Raw genomic sequence first — 20,476 nt, 5'->3', positions numbered from 1 at the left:
TTGTAGATTATTTATTTTGGCGTTTAAATACAACATTTTTTAGTAAGGTCAGATTTGCAGCTTCCCGACTATCCACACTTGATAGGTCAATCATCAATTCATCTCCAGAAATTTTGTAGGGAACTTCTGTGCCTCCTGTAGCTGGTTGGAGTGTCTTTTTAGCTTGGTTTACCTTTAAATCATAGTTCTGATTATTTTTAACACCTGCAACATTGCTTTCGAATGTTAAAACACCCTTATCACCGTCAATTGTCAATGAAAGAGAAAGTTTAAAATCGTCTCCAAGTAAGGATACAAAATTTTCTTTAGAAAGACCTGATCCTGTAACTAATTTGCTAATTTCTTCTTTTGTTGGTTCATAAAGATAAGTACCATTATCCTTATTAGCAGAACATGCTACTAGGACAACTGATAGAAATGCCAAAAATAAAGGTAGGATTATGTTCTTCATCTTTTTCATATGCAATCTCCTTTTTATCAATTTCATATTTTCTTATAAAACAGTTAAAATCGCAACACTAATATCATCAATGACATTTTCTTGTTTCGAACGACTATTTGTCACAAGCATTTCAAGATTTCCTGCATTTTCAAAGTAGAAGGAAGTTCCCTTGGCATTGAATACGACCAATAGATGTTCTGGTCCCCCGTGAATCTCGTAAACGATCCATCCGCTATTTTCTGCAGCAGTATGGACAAAGACATGACGGTAAACTTCTTCGTATGTAGGATAAGAAAAGGCGCTAGTCTGTGTTTTCAGTCGAATAATCTGACGGACAAAGTCAATGCTCTCTTGGCGTTCATTAATCAGATCCCAGTTGACTTGGTTAACACTGTCAGGAGCGTTGTAACTATTCATAGCTCGTTCTCGGTCTGCTGGAGTGAGTTCTCCATGTTCGCCTGTCGGAACCAACTTAGTTCGACCAAACTCTTGACCAATTTCCATAAAGGACATCCCTTGCATAAGAAGGTTCATAGCTGTCGCTGTCTCAACCTTGCGCATAATCTGGTCGGCACTCTGATCAGGATGGAGAGTTGCTAACAAATCATGCAAGTTGTAATTATCATGGGCTTCCACGTAGTTAAGGACTTGGTTTGGACTAAGATAGGAACCCAATTCTCGGCTACCAAGAATGGCCTTGGCAATAATTGGTTCGGTGGCTGCACCACTTACAAATCCTGATTTGATTGCTCCATAAACTTCTCCTCCTTTAACCGCATCACGCTGATCATCATTGAAGAATCCAATATTTGGCATCTGGTAGGCGTTGTCCTTCTTGGCCTTATCATATGGTGCAAGACCTGTTCCCATATCCCAGCCTTCTCCATAGGTAATAATACGTGGATCAACCTCATCAAGTGCCCAACGAATTGCCTGCATGGTTTTGACATCATGAATACCCATTAAGTCAAAACGGAAGCCATCAACATTGTATTCTTTCACCCAGTATAGGATAGAGTCAATCATATACTTACGGAACATTTCGTGTTCGCTCGCGGTTTCATTTCCTACTCCTGTGCCGTTTTGGAAGGTTCCATCTGGATTCATACGATAGTAATAATCAGGAACAGTTGTTTGGAAAGGTGCGTCAACTATTGAAAAGGTATGGTTGTAAACGACATCCATAATGACACCGATTCCAGCGTTATGATAAGCCTGAATCATGGTCTTGAGGTCTCGAATAACTTGTCCAGGATCATCTGGATTACTAGAAAAACTTGGTTCTGGTGCATTGTAGTTTTGAGGGTCATAACCCCAGTTATAGGTTACATTTCCATCCTCATCGTATTCCTTATGGCGATCAAAGATAGGCTGAAGTTGAACATAGTTGCAGCCAAGGTCTTTAATATAGTCAAAGGCGGTTGCTTGGCCGAATTGGTTAGTCGTTCCAGTCTGCGCAGCACCAAGAAAGGTTCCACGGAGATGCTTTGCCACTCCAGATGTTGGAGATTTGGTTAGATCTCGGATATGCATTTCACAGATAACTGCTTTACATGGATTTTCCAAACGCCAAGGAGCTTCTGTTCCATGTTTGACCTCAAATCCTTCTACTTGTCTGTCTTGATGAGAAAGAATTACGGAACGTTTTCCGTCAGGACTTGTGGCAATCGTGTAAGGATCTCTCGTCAAAGTCTGGTGGTGAGGAAAGTCAATCTGATACTGATAAGCCTTGCCAGCAAGATTCTCATCTAAATCTAGACTCCAAACCCCAATAGTATTGTACTTATGGCTATATGAATAGCTATTCCCACGCTCTAGATTAAAGGTTTTCCAAACCGGCGCATCGTTGCTGGTATTTTCATAGACAACCACCTGTACAGATGTAGCCGTAGGAGCCCAAAGTTTAAAGCTTGTCTGATAATCTGAAAGGCTATAACCTAGTTCTCCTTGGTAACCCCAGTGGTGATCAAAACTAGCGCTATGGATTGCTTTATCAAAAGCAAATGGATTTTGATCTTTGTAGTAAGGACTAGCAATGGCTGGGTTTTCAGAATAATAAACCGTCTCGTCGCCCTCTAAAATCCAAACTTCAGTCAGAAGCGGATAGTAGTTATAACGCACGGGATATTCCTTAACTTTCCCATCAAACTCGACAGAAAACTTCAGGTTTTCTAACTTTTCTTGACTTGTGACCGTAAAGGAAAATTTTGCTCCAAAAAAGTCATTCTCATAATACAATTTTTCAACATTGTCCGCCTGTTTACTACTAAATGAACAGGCCGCATAATCCCCATTTTTTCGATGAAAATGGATGACTACAGGGTAATTATACATTTCTTTTCCTAATTTCTAATTTCAATTTACATTTTTTATATAGAGCTGATAGATTCAGCGATTGAATGTTTGACTGACAATAGACTTAATCTATGTAAAAACACTTCAGGAGAGACAGTTTCAGATTATCTAACACCTAGCTTGCTACTATTCTTTACAAACTTTCCAACCATGCTTCATCTCGAACTTCGATACCAAGTTCTTGAGCTTTTTGGAGTTTACTTCCTGCATCCGCACCTGCTACGACTAGATCTGTTTTCTTGGATACGCTGCCGGTTACCTTAGCTCCTAGACTTTCGAGTTTGCTTTTTGCTTCTGAGCGTTTGAGACGTTCCAATTTTCCTGTCAGTACAACGGTCAAACCCGACAGGGCTGCATCTGCTACTACCGTCTGTCCTTTGTAGTCCAGATTGACCCCTGCTTCTTTCAATTCATCTAAGAGAATTTTAGATCCTTCGGTAGCAAAAAAGGTCTGAAGACTTTTGGCGATTACGCTTCCCAAGCTTTCGATACTTGCCACTTCTTCTGGATCAGCTTGAGCCAAGTTTTCAATAGAGTGGAAATGTTGGAGCAAGAGCTGACTAGCCTTACTTCCGACATGGCGAATTCCCAAGCCAAACAAGAGCTTTTCAGCAGAGTTTTCCTTAGACGCTTGAATAGCCTGATACAGTTTTGAGGCTGACTTTTTCTTGACGCCCTCTAAAAGGAGGAAATCTTCTTCTTTCAAACGGTAAATATCTGCCACATCCTTGACTAGATTTGCAGCAAAAAGCTTTTCAACGATAGATGGACCAAGCCCTGTAATATTCATGGCATCTCGAGAGGCAAAGTGAATCAAGCCTTCCATGATTTGGGCAGGGCAACGCGGATTGATACAACGGAGGGCCACTTCATCTTCAAAATGAAGCAACTGACTGTCACAACTTGGACAATTAGTCGGAATATCTAGTTTTTCTTCAGAAACACGCTTAGACTCTACCACACGCAAAACAGCAGGAATGATGTCCCCAGCCTTATATACGATAACTGTATCGTCTTTGCGGATATCTTTTTCAGCAATATAGTCCACATTGTGCAGGGTCGCACGGCTAACAGTTGTACCAGCAAGCTGAACAGGTGTCAGATTTGCAGTTGGAGTCACAACACCCGTACGGCCTACTGTCCAGTCAACTGACAGGAGTTGAGCTTCTTTTTCCTCAGCAGGAAATTTGTAGGCCACTGCCCACTTAGGCGCTTTAACTGTAAAACCGAGTTCTTCTTGACCTGCTAAGTCATTGACCTTAATTACCACCCCATCGATATCATAAGGGAGATTCTCCCGTTCCTGCCCTACTTCTTGGATAAAACCCCAGATTTCATCTATATTTTCAGCCAGAATTCGCTTAGGATTGACCACAAAACCAAGCTGTTCAAGATGCTTCAAAACCTTTTCTTGGCTATCACGAGTAGAAGGACTAGCTTCTTGATAGAGGAAAGTTGCAAGATTGCGCTTAGCAACTACTGCTGTATCTAACTGACGAAGGGTTCCTGCTGCTGCATTACGAGGATTGGCAAATTCAGGCTCTCCATTTTCTTGGCGAGCTTGGTTGACCAGATCAAAGGACGCACGAGGCATGTAACACTCCCCACGAACGGTAATATCAAGTTTTTCTGGCAAGGTCAAAGGAATATCCTTGACGCGCTTGAGATTTTCAGTGATATTCTCACCAATAGAACCATCACCACGAGTCGCCCCAGCGATCAAAATCCCCTTCTCATAGGTAAGAGAGATAGACAAACCATCGATTTTTAGCTCACAGATATAGGTGGGATGGGGTAACTCCTTGCGAACACGCGCATCAAAAGCTTCTAACTCTTCACGTGAAAAAGCATCCTGCAAACTATAAAGAGGATACTGATGACTGTATTTCTCAAAACCATCTAAAACCTTACCACCAACACGATGGGTTGGACTGTCTGCTAAAACTTGATCTGGATAGGCAGCTTCCAACTCGACCAACTCTCGGTAGAGGCGATCGTACTCGCTATCTGAAACCGAGGGATTGTCACTCGTATAGTACTCGCTCGCATAGCGGTTGAGTAAGGCAACTAACTCATTCATTCTTTTATTCATAAAACCATTTTACCACAAACAAAGCCCTCCTCACAATGGAGAAGGACCGAAAAATAATTAATAGTGAAATATTTTTTTAAGGCAAGGGGATTTATACCTCTTTTTCAAAACGATTTTGAACATAAATGAGAGATATACAAGACAAGAAAACAACTCCACTTCCGATTATCAGGAAAGAAGAGAGATGCACACTTGGCAGCACTGTCATAAAGCCTTTTGCAATTGGCATAAATAGAATTGCTAAAGTAAAAATTGTACTTAATACTCTACCCAGATATTCTCCATCAATCTTGGTCTGTACCTGTGTAAAGAAGTGAATATTAAAAATCGTCATAAAGAGTTCACAAATCAGGTTTCCAGAAAAGGTTAAAATATTGGGCAGTGGCAAACCCATCATGAAAACCCCTACCCCTGTTAAAATCAATAAGAACAAAAGTGTATTCATACTTGATTTAAATTTATTTGCTATCAGTGCTCCTATAATTGAGCCAATCGCACCCATGGTTAAGATAGTCGCATAAGCTCCTTCTACTCCATATAGTTTATTTGAAAAAGGAAGCAAAAACTCAAAAGCCGCAAAAAAGAAATTAACGCTGGAAGCCACTAACAGGAGAAAGAAAATCTCTTTTTGATGCCAGATATAGTGCAAGCCATCTTTGATATCCGCAAAAATATCTTTACCAGTAAAAGGTTTCTTATCTTGAACCATTGGTTCTTCTTTTGGAAGTAAGGCCACTAGAACAAATGCTATAAAAAAAGTCAAAGCATCTAGTAAGAGCGTCAGATGGAGACTTGCAAATTGTAAGACCAGAAAAGAAAGTACAGGAGAACTCACACTGACAACCTGCAAGACCAACTCCAAACGAGAATTGTAGAGGACCAGTTCATCCTTCTCTACCAATTCTGTGATAATGGCCTTATTTGCAGGTCTAGAAAAGGCAAAAGCAATAGCCTGAACAATATTGGCAGAAATCAAGGCAGCGATCATCAAGCTATCATTTCTGATGAAAGAAATAGCTAAACAGAGAATGCCGCAAATCAAGTCAGTCGTCATTAAAATTTTGCGACGCGAAAAGCGATCTGAAATCACCCCACCAAAGGGATTTACGAGAATAGATGTGACGAGTTCAGAAATCTGATACATTCCTAAAACTGTCTGTCCGATAGTCCCCATGGACGCCAACCAAACACTATTTCCATAGTCATAGAGCATATTTCCAATTTTATTAATAGCACCACGGCTAATCAACTGTACTGCATGTCGATTCATATAAAAACTCCTCTCAAATTTTGAAACTATTGTATCAAAACTGAAAGGAGTTACTCTACTATTCCCTTATTTGGGAAATTTAATTTTTTACAAATTTTTCATAATGTTCCTGATAATAAGCCACTTGCTCTGGAAGTCCAAGCACTTCAAAGATATGCATAGCTTCCTGCATCTGGTTACAACCTTCTTCTTTCAGGCCTCTTTGATAAAGAGCAAAACCTTTGAGATAATGAAAGATATTGCGCTCATAAAGCTTGATGCCATTTCCAATCAGCTTCTCTACATAACCCTCGAAATAGTCCGCATCCGTAAAGGAACGGTTTTCCAAACAATGCTGGTAACAGTTAAGAGCTAAAATCAAAACGAGTTTTCGATGGCGACCAATTTCTTTATAGTACTCCTCTCGTTCCATGACTTCTCTACCAATCCGAGCCACATAGTCCACATTGTAGAAAGTATAGAGATTACCAAAAAGGATCAACTCATACATGGTCCATTCTTCTGTTTTGAAGAGATAATCTGCTACCTTATCCAAATCATCCTGCTTCATCTCATAACTCGAATCTCTTTGACAAATCAGACCTTGTAGCAAAATCCAGTTCAGCTCAAAATAGAGGGGATTTGTCGAACTCTTAGCCTTTTCAAGTTGTTCTTCTTGAAGCTTTTGAAAACCTGCAATATCATTTGAATAGTAAAGGGGCACAATTTGTCCCATCATGGCAACATGTTCATGATAATGGAAATCCCTAGCCTTATCCATGAAATTTTCTATGGTCACATGAATATTATCCAGAATCTCAAAGAAACGTGAAACTGCTAGATCAGACTCCCCAAGCTCAAATCGAGATAACTGGGAGGTTGAACAGGACTCACCTGCCGCCTCCTTTAAAGAATAGTTTCTACTTGTTCGAAATTCACGAAATACCTTTCCAAGATGATTCATTTTACACCTGCTCCGATAATTCTTCCCACTCAAGCATAGCCTCTTCCTGACGATGGCTAATTTTGTCCAGTTCAGCCTGCAACTCCATGAGTTTTTCTGCATCGTTGGTTTCCAACATTTGTTCAGAAATAGCTTGACTTTGGCTTTCTAAAGTTTCGATTTCAGTCTCTAAACTCTCGATTTGACGCATGAGTTTGCGAGCTTCTTTCTGACTTTCTTTCTGAGCTTGATAGTCATTAACTGGACTTGCTTCTTTTGTTTGATTGCTAGTTGGAGCTTCCTCTGTCTGACTCGCTTCTACTTCTGCCTTCTTCTCAACATAGTAGTCATAGTCTCCTAGATAGAGGGTCGAACCATTTTCGGACAATTCCAAAACATGAGTTGCCACACGATTGATAAAGTAACGGTCGTGGCTGACAAATAGAAGGGTTCCGTCAAAGTCTATCAAGGCATTTTCTAGCACTTCCTTACTGTCAATATCCAAGTGGTTGGTTGGCTCATCAAGTATCAGGAAGTTGTTGTTTTCCATAGACAGTTTAGCAAGTAACAAACGAGCGCGTTCACCACCAGACAGCATTCCAACTGATTTCTTAACATCATCACCAGAGAAGAGGAAGGCACCAAGGCGGTTACGGATTTCAACCTCTGGTGTCAATTTAAAGTCATTCCAGAGTTCATCCAGAACACTATTACTAGGTGTTAACTTGCTTTGAGTTTGATCGTAGTAACCAACCTCAACATTGGCACCAAAACGCTTCTCGCCTTTGATAAAGGGAATCTGATCAACGATTGACTTGATAAAGGTTGATTTCCCAATCCCATTTGGTCCGACAATCGCAACGGCGTTCATCTTACGAAGGTCTAGATTGATAGGTTCTGACAATATTTCCCCATCATAACCAATGGCCGCATTTTCAACAGTCAGGACAAGATTACCCGACGTCTTCTCAGACTGAAAGGTCATATTAGCTGATTTCTTTCCAGCTTCCGGCTTGTCCAAACGCTCCATTTTTTCCAGTTGCTTACGACGAGATTGGGCACGTTTGGTTGTCGAAGCTCGTACTAGATTGCGATTGACAAAGTCTTCCAGAGCAGCGATTTCCTTCTGTTGCTTTTCATAGTTTTTTGCCTCAGTAGCTAGCTTTTGTTCTTTCAGCTCAACAAAATGAGAGTAATTCCCCACATAACGATCCAAGGAATGTTTGGTCAAATCGAGCGTGATTGTTGCAACCTTATCCAAGAAATAGCGGTCGTGGCTGACAATAATGAGAGCACCGCTATAGTTTACCAAGTAATTCTCCAACCAGGCTATCGTTTCAATGTCCAAATGGTTTGTTGGCTCATCCAAGACCAAGAGATTTGGCTTTTCGAGGAGCATTTTAGCAAGAGCCAGGCGAGTATTTTGACCACCTGAAAGCTCAGCAATTTTCATCTGCCACATAGACTCGTCAAACTTGAATCCATTCAAAATCGCTCGGATATCAGCTTCATAGGTAAAACCACCTGCTTGGCGAAAATTTTCAGATAAGCGGTCGTAATCTGACATCAGTTTATCCAAATCATCACCAGACTTTTCTCCCATCTCTAGCTCCATCTGACGCAATTGTTTCTCTGTCCGACGCAGGTCATCAAAAACATGGAGCATTTCATCATAAATGGTATTTTCAGACTCAAAACGGCTATCTTGGGCTAGGTAAGACAGAGAAACATCTTTTTTCTTATTGATTTCTCCACTGGTCGGCTCCTCTTCCCCAACCAAAATCTTCAAAAGAGTAGACTTACCTGCCCCATTTCTTCCAACTAGAGCAATGCGGTCTCGTTCATCAACTTGCAGATTGATATTATCAAAAAGAACCTCTCCTGCAAAAGAACGTTCAATTTTATTGGCTTGTAAAATAATCATACATCTATTTTACTATCTTTTTCACTTTTGCACAATGCAAGGAAAAAAGTTCGAGTCATAAACTCGAACCTTTCATCTTAGTATCCAATGCCTCCACGGAATGTGCGAGCCATATCTTTCAATTCATAGTTTTTAGAAGAGGTATCGATGGTCCATTTCCCATCTTTCTTAGTCATTTTAATTTCATAACCCTCTTTTTTCATGTTATCACTAGTATCTAGAGGAGTTGAATCAAATTGACTCGGTGCATTTTCTAAAATGTATTTTTCACCAGCTTTCATAGCTTCTGAGTAGTTGCTATATTTACCTTTGTTTTCTTCGTAGAATTTACGGCTTAATTCATAAACATTCAAGTTATCTAAGTCAATTGTTTCTGGTCTTACATAGATAACAGCATAGTCTGGTAAGTAGGCTTTCACTTTGTAATCAATTTTTGCTCGTTTTGCATTAGCTTTGATATAAGCTTCTGCGAATGTTCGAAGTTCTGCATCAGAAGGTTTATAGTTATGGAAACCTTTTCCGAATGACTCTGTAAATTTCTTGATGAACTCTTCTCTGTCAGCCTTCACATCGTTTGTGAATTCAGCATCGCTATCAGAAGATTTTTTATCATCTGCAAGGGATACGACTTGAGCCTTGTTATCAGATGTGCTTAAGTTCGTTCCACCACCTGAGCTTTCTCCATTAAGGTAAACTGCATCGACGTATTTTTTCATTACATCTTTAGCTTCATCAATATGATCTTCGTACTTACTTGGATCAACTTTGATAGCTACGTCATTATTTTTCTTAGAGTTTTCTTTAATATCTTCGTAGAAGCTAGGGGCAAAATGAAGCTCATATTTAGCATCTTTGTCTACTTCATAAACAACATAACCAGCAACGCTCTTTCCTTTAGAAAGTTTGTCTCCATATGACATAAACTTAGTTTTACTATCGCTCTCATAGATTTGGATTGGTTCTACTTTTTCATCTTTTTCATTATAAAGGGTAATATCGCGACTAGTGAAACTAAACTGTTTATCACGATTGTTTTTGATTTCTACTTGAAGAGCAAGGTATTTTGAAGATGAATCCTCATCTTTAGGCAAAACATACATACCATCTTTTATGGATACTTCAAAGTTAGAGTTTGACGCAGTACCATTGTCACTTGCTTTTTTTGTTGATCCACAAGCAACAAGTGCTAAAGCTGATACCAGCAAAGCAGAATGCTTAAGAATTTTTTTCATAATAGAATATCTCCTTTTATTATTTATTATATTCTACCATAGAGATAGTAAAATTCAAAACAGAAACCGAACACTTTAAAAAAAATCTTAAAATTATAGAATTTTAGCTTAAATTTTTTCAAAAATTATTTGATGTATGCAAGTATCCTCTAGGAAAATCAGTAGAAAGTCACATTTATTCTTTGAAAATTTTTCTAAATATTCTTCTAAACTTATTAGGAATTCAATTTGAAACCGATTAGTTTTAAACTGTTGTTTATTCTTTTTTAAGTAGATCAAAAATGCTCGATTCGAATAATAGCGCCTATGCTAACGTTTTACTAAAATCCTAAATCATGGTATAATGAGACCGATTAAAACAATTTACAATAAAGGAGACGCTCAATGACTTACCAAGAAAATTATCAAAAATGGCTTGATTTTGCTGATTTACCAGACTATCTTCGTCAAGACTTAAACAATATGGACGAAAAAACAAAGGAAGACGCCTTCTATACCAATCTTGAATTTGGTACTGCTGGTATGCGGGGCTTGATTGGTGCTGGTACTAACCGTATCAATATCTATGTTGTTCGTCAAGCAACTGAAGGTTTGGCTCGTTTGATTGAGTCAAAAGGTGGAAATGAAAAAGAACGCGGTGTGGCAATTGCCTACGATAGCCGTCACTTCTCCCCAGAATTTGCCTTTGAATCTGCTGCAGTTCTTGCAAAACACGGTATCAAATCTTACGTTTTTGAAAGCCTTCGTCCGACTCCAGAACTCTCATTTGCAGTTCGTCACCTCAACTGTTTCGCAGGTATTATGATCACTGCCAGCCACAACCCTGCACCATTTAACGGTTACAAGGTTTACGGTGAAGACGGTGGACAAATGCCTCCTCACGATGCAGATGCTTTGACAACTTATATCCGTGCAATCGAAAACCCATTTACTGTTGAAGTTGCTGATGTGGAAGCTGAAAAAACTTCTGGCTTGATTGAAGTCATTGGTGAAGCTGTCGATGTAGAATACCTTAAAGAAGTCAAAGATGTGAACATCAACCCAGCCTTGATTGAAGAATTCGGTAAAGACATGAAGATTGTCTACACACCACTTCACGGTACTGGAGAAATGTTGGCTCGTCGTGCTCTTGCCCAAGCAGGATTTGACTCAGTTCAAGTCGTTGAAGCACAAGCAACAGCTGACCCTGACTTCTCAACTGTGAAATCTCCAAACCCAGAAAGCCAAGCAGCCTTTGCCCTTGCTGAAGAACTCGGACGCAAAGCTGGTGCTGATGTGCTTGTCGCAACTGACCCAGACGCTGACCGTGTCGGTGTTGAAGTTCTTCAAAAAGATGGCAGCTACCTCAACCTCTCAGGTAACCAAATCGGTGCCATCATGGCTAAATACATCTTGGAAGCCCATAAAAACGCTGGAACTCTTCCTGAGAATGCAGCTCTCTGCAAGTCTATTGTATCAACCGACTTGGTAACCAAGATTGCTGAGAGCTACGGCGTAACCATGTTCAACGTTTTGACTGGTTTCAAATTTATCGCTGAAAAGATTCAAGAATTCGAAGAAAAACACAATCATACCTACATGATGGGGTTTGAAGAAAGCTTCGGATACTTGATCAAACCATTCGTACGTGATAAAGACGCTATCCAAGCCGTTCTTGTCGTTGCTGAACTTGCTGCCTACTACCGTTCACGTGGTTTGACTCTTGCTGACGGCATCGAAGAAATCTACAAAGAGTACGGCTACTACGCAGAAAAGACTATCTCTGTTACCCTTTCAGGTGTCGATGGTGCAGAACAAATCAAAGCGATTATGGCTAAATTCCGTAACAATGCTCCAAAAGAATGGAATGCAACAGCTATCACTGTCGTAGAAGACTTCAAAGCTCAAACAGCTACTGCTGCTGACGGAACTGTTACAAACTTGACAACACCTCCAAGTGATGTTTTGAAATACACACTTGCTGACGGTTCATGGATTGCCGTTCGCCCTTCAGGGACAGAACCAAAAATCAAGTTCTACATTGCAGTTGTAGGGGAAACAAACGAAGAATCACAAGCTAAGATTGCTAACATCGAAGCAGAAATCAATGCTTTTGTAAAATAAAATCCTATAAAAGATGAGACAAACCAATCTCATCTTTTTTTCGTATCAAATCTAAGCAATTTTAGAAACTTTATGGCATACTAGACATATCAATGAAAGCGAGGTAATCTCATGGAACAATTTTTAGATAATATCAAAGACCTTGAAGTCACTACAGTTGCGCGTGCGCAAGAAGCTCTTGATAAAAAAGAAACTGCAACCTTCTTTATCGGTCGCAAAACTTGCCCTTACTGCCGTAAATTTGCTGGTACATTAGCAGGTGTCGTAGCTGAAACCAAAGCACACATCTACTTTATCAATAGTGAAGAACCAAGCCAACTCAATGAGTTACAAGAATTCCGCTCACGCTATGGAATCCCAACTGTTCCGGGATTCGTTCATGTTGCTGATGGTCAAATCACTGTCCGTTGCGACTCTTCAATGTCAGCACAAGAAATCAAAGAATTTGCAGGATTGTAAAATATATAAAAAAGAAGGCACTCGCCTTCTTTTTTATATATCTGTCAATGGTGTTGCGGTATCTGGGGAAGTGTCGTAAACCTTAAAGTCAACGCCTACTCCCAGATCGGCTTGGGCTAGCTGATTGACCATGGTCATATGAGCCAGCTCCTTGATATTGTTCTCTTTGGACAAGTGGCCAAGGTAGATTTTCTTGGTTCGATTTCCCATGGCACGAATCATGGCCTCAGCGCCATCCTCGTTAGAGAGGTGACCGAGATCCGATAGGATTCGCTGTTTGAGACGCCAAGCGTAAGAACCTGCTCTCAAGATTTCCACATCATGGTTGGACTCAATGAGATAACCGTCTGCATTTTCGACAATTCCTGCCATACGATCACTAACATAACCTGTATCGGTCAACATGACAAAACTCTTGTCGTCTTTCATAAAGCGATAAAACTGGGGTGCTGCGGCATCATGACTAACCCCAAAACTCTCGATGTCGATATCACCAAAAGTTTTGGTTTTTCCCATTTCAAAAATGTGTTTCTGCGATGAATCCACCTTACCGAGGTACTTGCTATTTTCCATAGCCTGCCAAGTTTTCTCATTGGCGTAAAGGTCCATACCATATTTGCGAGCTAGAACTCCCACTCCATGGATATGATCCGAATGTTCATGCGTAATCAAAATCGCATCCAAATCTTCAGGTTTACGATTGATTTCACTCAAGAGACTGGTAATTTTCTTACCCGACAAGCCTGCATCCACTAAAATTTTCTTTTTTGGCGTTTCCAGATAAAAGGAATTTCCACTGGAACCTGATGCTAAAATACTATATTTAAAGCCTACCTCACTCATTCTAGTCTTCTATTTCGTCCTCCCATATTTCTTCTTTTACGGCATCCTTATCATAAGGGAGCACAATGGTAAAGGTTGATCCCTTACCGTATTCACTCTTAGCCCAAATAAAGCCATTGTGCTGTTTGATGATTTCTTTGGCGATGGCTAGACCTAGACCAGTTCCACCTTGGGCACGACTTCTTGCACGATCTACACGGTAAAAACGATCGAAAATCTTCGGTAAATCTTGTTTTGGAATACCTAGACCTTGGTCTTTGATGGATAAAATCATCTGATCATCAGTGGTTTTCATGCTGACAGTGATTTTCCCACCATCTGGTGAGTACTTGATAGCATTGTTGAGAATATTATCAATCACTTGGGTCATTTTATCGGTATCAATCTCAATCCAAACTGAGTTAATTGAGTAATCTCTAACCAACTCATATTTTTTCTCGTCATCCTGACTTCTCATCTTATCAAAGCGGTTGAGAATAAAGGTGATAAATGCCGTAAAGTTAATCAACTCCACATCCAGTCGAGTGGTCGCATTATCAATGCGAGAGAGATGCAAGAGATCTGTCACCATCCGCATCATACGGTTGGTTTCATCGAGCGAAACCTTGATAAAATCAGGGGCTACAGGGTCATACAAAGCTCCCTCGTCCAAGGCTTCAAGATAAGATTTAACACTGGTCAAAGGAGTTCTCAACTCATGACTCACATTTGAAACGAAGAGTCTCCGTTCACGTTCTTCCTTCTCCTGCTCGGTTGTATCATGTAAAACAGCAACCAAACCAGAGATGAAGCCAGACTCTCGGCGAACCAGAGCGAAACGTACACGAAGACTTAGGTATTCACCATTGGCATCCTGAGAGTCAATCATCAACTCAGGAATCTGTGTAATCAGGTCACGCAGTTCATACTCATCTTCTAGTTTAAGCAATTCTAGAATACTTTTGTTGAGGACATCTTCTTTCTGCACACCTAGCTGTTTCTTAGCCATGTCGTTAATCATAGTAATTTGACCACGACGATTGGTCGCAAGAACTCCATCTGTCATATAAGAAAGAATACTGTTAAGCCTTTTTGATTCTTGCTCCAGATTCTCCTGCGTTAACCGAATAACCTCAGACAAATCATTTAGATTATTGGTGATGTTGGTGATTTCAGAGCTTCCTTGCGTATCCAAAACTCGAGAATAATCCCCTGCAATCAAGTCTTTAATTTTTTGATTAATCTGCTTTAGACGAATATTATCCCGACGATTTTCCAGTAACAACAAGGTAACCACCAAGATAAAGCCGACTAAAATCAAGATAAAGATAAAATCTCTGTTCAGAATACTTTGTTTAATTGCTTCAATCATTATTTCTCATATAGTAGCCAACACCACGACGGGTGAGGATATACTCTGGACGGCTTGGAGTATCTTCAATCTTTTCACGCAAGCGTCGGATGGTCACGTCCACTGTGCGAACATCACCAAAATAATCATAACCCCAAACAGTCTCAAGCAAGTGTTCACGCGTAATCACTTGACCAATATGGGAAGCTAGGTGATATAAAAGCTCAAACTCACGGTGGGTCAAATCTAATTCCTCGCCATATTTTTTGGCCACGTAAGCGTCGGGCAGAATTTCCAAATCGCCAATATGTAGGGGTTGGGATTTCTTTTCATCAGACTCTTGACTATCTGAAGAAAGGTCTGTACGACGGAGTAAAGCCTTGACACGCGCCTGCAACTCACGGTTTGAAAATGGCTTGGTCACATAATCATCTGCTCCTAGCTCTAAACCGATAACCTTATCAAATTCACTATCCTTAGCTGAGAGCATAATGATAGGCACACTACTCGTCTTACGAATGGCTTTGGCCACTTCTAAACCATCGATTTCAGGGAGCATCAAGTCTAGAATAATAATATCTGGTTGCTCTGCTTCAAATAGCTCAATTGCCTCACGACCATTAAAGGCTGTTACAACTTCGTAACCTTCCTTGGTCATATTGAACTTAATAATATCTGAGATTGGTTTCTCATCATCTACAACTAATATTTTTTTCATATGTTCACCTTTTCTCTATCTATTATAACAAAAAAATGCAAAGAAGGCACAAATGGCTACTGTCAACCCTCATCTTCAAGAGCTATTTTATAAGCCTGCCAAATCTTTTGTTGAGGTTTAGCGAGTGGGTAGTCAGAAAACTCCTGAGGGGAAATCCAACGAATTTCTCTATCAGAAAACTGTTTTGATTCTGTCACCTGACCTGCTAGGATTTGAATATGCCATTTACGATGACTAAAGACATGCTTGACTTGATCAAAAACTTGATGGGACCAATTAACTTCTAAATCATAATCCTGCTCAAAACTTTCTTGGGGGGTTGGACCGAAAGCATCGCTTTTTTCAGCAACCTGAGCAAATAGATTCAGCTGTTCCTCTTCCTGTGAAAACTCCTCTACTTCTATCAATGGAAAATGCCAAAAACCAGCTAGCAGTTTCTCACTTTCATTTTTCTCTAGTAAATATTGACCTCGATCATTGCGCACAACCAAGGCCTTGAGATAGATTGGAAGAGGCTTTTTCTTGGGTTCTTTAATCGGATAAGAATCCATGGTTCCATTCTGATACGCTGCACTAAATTCCTTAACAGGACTTTCTTCTGGTCGAGGATTAACTGGAGCCTCTATATCAGAGCCTAGGTCCATCAAGGCTTGATTAAAGTCTCCCGGCCGCTCTGGATCAATCAAGATTTCCATCATAGCTTGGAAAATCTTTCGATTGCTGGGAACTCCGATATCATAGTTGACCTCAAACAGGCGTGCCAAAACTCGCATGACATTGCCATCAACTGCTGGCTCGGGTAGATTAAAAGCGATACTAGAAATAGCTCCTGCAGTATAGGGGCCAATCCCTTTCAAGCTAGAAATTCCTTCGTAAGTGTTTGGAAATGTCCCTTCAAAGTCAACCATAATTTGCTGAGCCGCAGCCTGCATATTACGCACCCTAGAATAATAACCTAACCCCTCCCATGCTTTCAACAAACGCTCCTCAGGCGCTTTTGCCAAACTTTCAACAGTTGGAAACCAGTCCAAGAATCGTTCGTAGTAGGGAATGACCGTATCTACTCTAGTCTGCTGGAGCATAATTTCAGAAACCCAGATATGATAAGGATTTTTACTTCTACGCCATGGTAAATCCCGTTTGTTTTCATCGTACCAGTTGAGGAGTTTCTCACGAAAAGAGAAAATCTTCTCCTCTGGCCACATGTCAACACCGTATTCTTTCAAATCTAACATATATCTAGTATAACATAGAAGCTTCTAACTGTCCTTTTCTTAGCGCTAAAAAGCCTCTTCCCAAAGGAAAGAGGCCTTTTTCTTATTGATGAACTGCTTGAGCTGCTGTGATAAGGGTTAACTTGTAAACATCATCAGAGTTACATCCACGAGAAAGGTCGTTAACTGGTTTGTTCAAACCTTGCAGAACAGGACCTACAGCCGCAAATCCACCAAGACGTTCCGCCATCTTGTAACCGATATTCCCCGCTTCGATTCCTGGGAAGATAAAGACATTTGCTTGACCAGCAACGTTGCTACCTGGTGCTTTTAGAGCTGCAGTTTCGGGAACAAAGGCAGCATCAAATTGTAACTCACCATCAATCTCAAGGTCAGGACGCAAATCATGAGCAATTTTAGTCGCTTCCACTACCTTATCAACACTTTCGCCGAACCCTGAACCTTTAGTAGAGTAGCTCAGCATAGCGATTTTAGGTTCAATGCCAAACATCTTAGCTGTGATTGCTGAGTTAACAGCGATTTCAGCCAAAGCTTCTGCATCTGGATTGATATTGATAGCACAGTCACCAAATAGGTAGCGTTCTGAACCACGAACCATGAGGAAAGCACCTGAAGTACGGGTTACATTTGGACGAGTTTTTATGATTTGAAGTGCAGGACGAACGGTTGCGGCTGTTGAGTGAATCGCACCTGATACCATCCCATCAACCAAGCCCATGTGAACGAGCATAACACCAAAATAGTTGACGTCTTCACTCAAAATCTTACGAGCATCTTCTTCAGTCATTTTGCCTTTACGGCGTTCAACCAAGGTAGTTACCATTTCTTCAAATTGAGGATACTGTTGAGGGTCAATCACTTCATAACCATCCATAATCCCTTCGATTTCAAGATAAATTTTAATTTTTTCTGGGTTCCCCAGCAAAACAGGAACAACTTCTGTTTCTTTTACCAAGCGTTTGGTCGCTTGAAGAATACGAGGTTCTTCCCCTTCAGGGAGAACGATACGAGCATTTTTGCCAACAAGATTGGCTTTGAGACTTTCAAAAACTTCCATGAGTTTTCTCCTTTAAGAAATTAAATTATACTCAAAATAGATTTTAAAGAGTATTAGTTGATAACTGAGTGATAAGATTGTTAAAATCATCTGGCAAAGGGCTTTCCAACTCCAGCTGATGCCCTAAGAAGGGATGATAAAAGGATAAGGAATGGCAATGCAGGGCCTGGCGTTGAATACCATCTTCTAGGCTGCCACCATAGAGATCATCTCCCAACAAAGGGAAGCCAATATGAGAAAAATGCACTCGGATCTGATGAGTTCGTCCAGTATGCAATCGAATATCGACCAAATGAATGTCTCCATAAGAAGCTACAACTTTGTAAGATGTATGGGCGTATTTTCCACCCTTGGCGACCCGTCTCGTGATAATGGAGTCCACATCACGCGCAATCGGGGCGATAATCTCCCCTTCTGGCTCCAAAAAACCATCTCCCTTAACCAAAGCGAAATAACGTTTTTTGATAGACTTGCGTTGTAGTTGCTTGTCTAATCGTGCATGAGCATAACCGTGTTTAGCAAAGAGCATCAAACCAGATGTATCTCTATCAAGCCTGGTCACGATATGAACCTGCTGGTTTTCATATTCCCGCTTGACATAGTAACCCTTGATAAAATTGGCAATGGTATTGGAATGATTGACACTAGGAATAGAAGCTACTCCATAAGGCTTATTCAAAACCAAAAAGTGGTCATCCTCATACAAGATATCTAGAGGACGATCAATGGCTTCAAGTGTTTCAAAACCTTCCTCTGCAGGGATGTCGATGGTCACCCTATCTCCAATATCTAAGAGATAAGTCGCATTCTGAGGTTGATCATTGACTAGGATAGCCCCACCTCGAAATTTAATCTTAGCCAACAGTCCTTTAGAAACCTCGTGTTTCTTGAGAAAGGTTTTGACCTTGACATGTTCATCTGCGGTAAATTCGAACCTCATTCGTCCACCTCTCCGATGAAGGCATCTTTGACACGATTCCAGAAACTAGTGTGACTTGGAGTCGCTACGAAGTGAATCTTGTGATGGTCGATTTGGTACTCAATCCTTTCTATATTTCGGAAAGAATAGATACTATTGTCAACCGATAACGTGTGATAGTCATTACGAGTTGGTAAAAGCTCGATTTTATCTTTCTTCGGAACGATTATCGACGAACCAAGTGTTCGATAAACTCGGTTATTGAGACTCGCTATTTCTGTCAACTGCAAGGCCTCAATGGTAGGATGCAAGACAGCTCCCCCCAAGGATTTATTATAGGCAGTGCTTCCAGTCGGCGTTGAAACAGTCACACCATCTCCTCGAAATCGCTCGAACGGAACATGATTAATAATGATATCTGCAACCATGGTGCGATCTGATCGACGGATACTAGCTTCATTTAGAGCACGGAAGGTTTTTACATCTCCGTTTTCAAGTGTCACCTTGACATTCAAAACAGGATAGGAAACCTTGGCACCAGTATCCAGTTGGAGATTGGTAACCAACTGATCCAACTCAAAATCGCGATAATCTGTATAAAATCCCAAGTGTCCTGTATGTACGCCAACAAATCGAACTTTATCTAACTGATTCTCATACTTATGAAAGGCAGACAAAAGCATCCCATCCCCGCCAATCGAAATGACGATATCGGGATTTGTATCATTAATTATAAAATGCTGTTTTTTGAGTTTTTCTCTCAGTTTATGTAAAACCTTCTGACTCTGTGGCTTTCTATTAGCTATGAGATCAACTCGCTTACCTGTATTCTTCATCTGTATCGTCACTATTTCCTACACCGTCGTTTAGTTTTCTACTCAAAGGATCAAAGAGCGCCTGCGCTTCCTGAATGTCATCTCGAATCTTACCCATTTCTTCATCCAATTGATGGGAAATTCTAGCTGTAATCTCCAAGCGTTTCTTGATCTCCTCTGGGAAATCCCCCTGATACTTATAATTGAGCGAATGCTCAATCGTAGCCCAAAAATTCATGGCTAAAGTCCGGATTTGAATTTCAGCCAGAATCGTCTTAACACCACTGATGGTGTCAACTGTATACTCTACCACCACATGATAGGAGCGATAACCCGAAGCCTTCCGATGCGTGATGTAGTCACGTTCCTGTACTACTCTCATATCATGGCGTTTGCGTAAAATCGCAACAACTTCCTGAACATCATCTACAAATTGAACCATTACACGCAGCCCTGCGATATCTTGCAGGTCATTTTCCAGAGTTGCATAAGTAATTCCTCGACGAGCCATTTTTTCTTTGATACTTTCAATCGGCTTCACCCGTCCAGTAACAAACTCAATCGGAGAGTGCTTGTTTTGTTTACGATATTGTTTTCGAATTCCACGAAGCTTAATCTTCAATTCACCAACAGCTTGAATGTAAGGATCTAAAAATTCTTCCCATTCTATGGTCATATTTTCTCCCTTGTAATGTTTGATTGCCCTGTCGAAAATCTTTGATTTTTTCAGTACATTCGTATACAATAAATACATTGTCCA

General features: G+C 40.5%; 17 protein-coding genes. 2 read left to right on the top strand and 15 right to left on the bottom strand.

Annotated features, from left to right (window positions below):
• Positions 1 to 7: 7 nt before the first annotated feature.
• The 7 genes from DF216_RS08590 to DF216_RS08560 all read right to left on the bottom strand — a co-directional run bounded on the left by DF216_RS08590 (position 8) and on the right by DF216_RS08560 (position 10,237).
• On the bottom strand, positions 8 to 460 hold the full coding sequence (locus DF216_RS08590) for a hypothetical protein (RefSeq protein ID WP_084972430.1): 453 nt from the start codon (positions 458 to 460) through the stop codon (positions 8 to 10).
• A 33-nt stretch (positions 461 to 493) separates the two neighbouring features.
• Complete coding sequence (pulA, locus tag DF216_RS08585; protein ID WP_129326579.1) at positions 494 to 2,776, bottom strand: type I pullulanase; 2,283 nt, start codon at positions 2,774 to 2,776, stop codon at positions 494 to 496.
• Positions 2,777 to 2,930: 154 nt separating this feature from the next.
• Positions 2,931 to 4,889: an NAD-dependent DNA ligase LigA gene (gene ligA / locus DF216_RS08580; RefSeq protein ID WP_129326578.1), complete on the bottom strand. Its 1,959-nt coding sequence runs from the start codon at positions 4,887 to 4,889 to the stop codon at positions 2,931 to 2,933.
• 91 nt (positions 4,890 to 4,980) lie between these two features.
• A complete protein-coding gene (locus DF216_RS08575) occupies positions 4,981 to 6,159 on the bottom strand; it encodes an MFS transporter (protein ID WP_125827101.1) in 1,179 nt (392 codons plus the stop codon).
• A 79-nt stretch (positions 6,160 to 6,238) separates the two neighbouring features.
• Positions 6,239 to 7,102, bottom strand: coding sequence for an XRE/MutR family transcriptional regulator (locus DF216_RS08570; RefSeq protein ID WP_129326577.1), 864 nt, complete (start codon positions 7,100 to 7,102; stop codon positions 6,239 to 6,241).
• Between the two features lies 1 nt (position 7,103).
• On the bottom strand, positions 7,104 to 9,005 hold the full coding sequence (locus tag DF216_RS08565; RefSeq protein WP_129326576.1) for an ABC-F family ATP-binding cassette domain-containing protein: 1,902 nt from the start codon (positions 9,003 to 9,005) through the stop codon (positions 7,104 to 7,106).
• A gap of 77 nt (positions 9,006 to 9,082) precedes the next feature.
• Positions 9,083 to 10,237: a DUF4352 domain-containing protein gene (locus tag DF216_RS08560; RefSeq protein ID WP_129326575.1), complete on the bottom strand. Its 1,155-nt coding sequence runs from the start codon at positions 10,235 to 10,237 to the stop codon at positions 9,083 to 9,085.
• A 384-nt stretch (positions 10,238 to 10,621) separates the two neighbouring features.
• Between DF216_RS08560 and DF216_RS08555 the strand changes: the two genes are divergently transcribed.
• Together DF216_RS08555 and DF216_RS08550 are read left to right on the top strand one after the other, a co-directional pair.
• Positions 10,622 to 12,340 carry a phospho-sugar mutase gene (locus DF216_RS08555; RefSeq protein WP_129326574.1) on the top strand — a complete coding sequence of 573 codons (1,719 nt, stop codon included), beginning with the start codon at positions 10,622 to 10,624 and terminating at the stop codon, positions 12,338 to 12,340.
• Positions 12,341 to 12,451: 111 nt separating this feature from the next.
• Positions 12,452 to 12,799 carry a PedC/BrcD family bacteriocin maturation disulfide isomerase gene (locus DF216_RS08550; RefSeq protein ID WP_129326573.1) on the top strand — a complete coding sequence of 116 codons (348 nt, stop codon included), beginning with the start codon at positions 12,452 to 12,454 and terminating at the stop codon, positions 12,797 to 12,799.
• Positions 12,800 to 12,832: 33 nt separating this feature from the next.
• On the opposite strand, the gene DF216_RS08545 is transcribed toward DF216_RS08550, so the two are convergent.
• The 8 genes from DF216_RS08545 to DF216_RS08510 all read right to left on the bottom strand — a co-directional run bounded on the left by DF216_RS08545 (position 12,833) and on the right by DF216_RS08510 (position 20,392).
• Positions 12,833 to 13,642, bottom strand: coding sequence for an MBL fold metallo-hydrolase (locus DF216_RS08545; protein WP_129326572.1), 810 nt, complete (start codon positions 13,640 to 13,642; stop codon positions 12,833 to 12,835).
• A 1-nt stretch (position 13,643) separates the two neighbouring features.
• Positions 13,644 to 14,993 (bottom strand): cell wall metabolism sensor histidine kinase VicK, encoded by a 1,350-nt coding sequence (vicK, locus tag DF216_RS08540; protein WP_129326571.1) that lies wholly within the window; start codon positions 14,991 to 14,993, stop codon positions 13,644 to 13,646.
• Positions 14,986 to 15,690, bottom strand: coding sequence for a response regulator YycF (gene yycF / locus DF216_RS08535; protein WP_061453666.1), 705 nt, complete (start codon positions 15,688 to 15,690; stop codon positions 14,986 to 14,988). The genes vicK and yycF overlap by 8 nt, the downstream gene beginning before the upstream one ends.
• 62 nt (positions 15,691 to 15,752) lie before the next feature.
• Positions 15,753 to 16,925 (bottom strand): A/G-specific adenine glycosylase, encoded by a 1,173-nt coding sequence (gene mutY / locus DF216_RS08530; RefSeq protein ID WP_129326570.1) that lies wholly within the window; start codon positions 16,923 to 16,925, stop codon positions 15,753 to 15,755.
• A gap of 82 nt (positions 16,926 to 17,007) precedes the next feature.
• Complete coding sequence (gene pta / locus DF216_RS08525) at positions 17,008 to 17,982, bottom strand: phosphate acetyltransferase (RefSeq protein ID WP_129326569.1); 975 nt, start codon at positions 17,980 to 17,982, stop codon at positions 17,008 to 17,010.
• A 43-nt stretch (positions 17,983 to 18,025) separates the two neighbouring features.
• Positions 18,026 to 18,922, bottom strand: coding sequence for an RluA family pseudouridine synthase (locus DF216_RS08520; protein ID WP_125827109.1), 897 nt, complete (start codon positions 18,920 to 18,922; stop codon positions 18,026 to 18,028).
• Positions 18,919 to 19,737 carry an NAD kinase gene (locus DF216_RS08515; RefSeq protein WP_125827110.1) on the bottom strand — a complete coding sequence of 273 codons (819 nt, stop codon included), beginning with the start codon at positions 19,735 to 19,737 and terminating at the stop codon, positions 18,919 to 18,921. The genes DF216_RS08520 and DF216_RS08515 overlap by 4 nt, the downstream gene beginning before the upstream one ends.
• Positions 19,721 to 20,392, bottom strand: a complete 672-nt coding sequence (locus DF216_RS08510) for a GTP pyrophosphokinase (protein WP_061453671.1) — start codon at positions 20,390 to 20,392, stop codon at positions 19,721 to 19,723. The genes DF216_RS08515 and DF216_RS08510 overlap by 17 nt, the downstream gene beginning before the upstream one ends.
• Positions 20,393 to 20,476 lie beyond the last annotated feature (84 nt).

Origin of the sequence: Streptococcus oralis (genome assembly GCF_004127215.1) — a bacterium.
Classification (GTDB): domain Bacteria; phylum Bacillota; class Bacilli; order Lactobacillales; family Streptococcaceae; genus Streptococcus; species Streptococcus oralis_BD.
The sequence above is the reverse complement of the archived record's forward strand: the minus strand, read 5'-3'. Positions and strand labels throughout refer to the sequence as shown.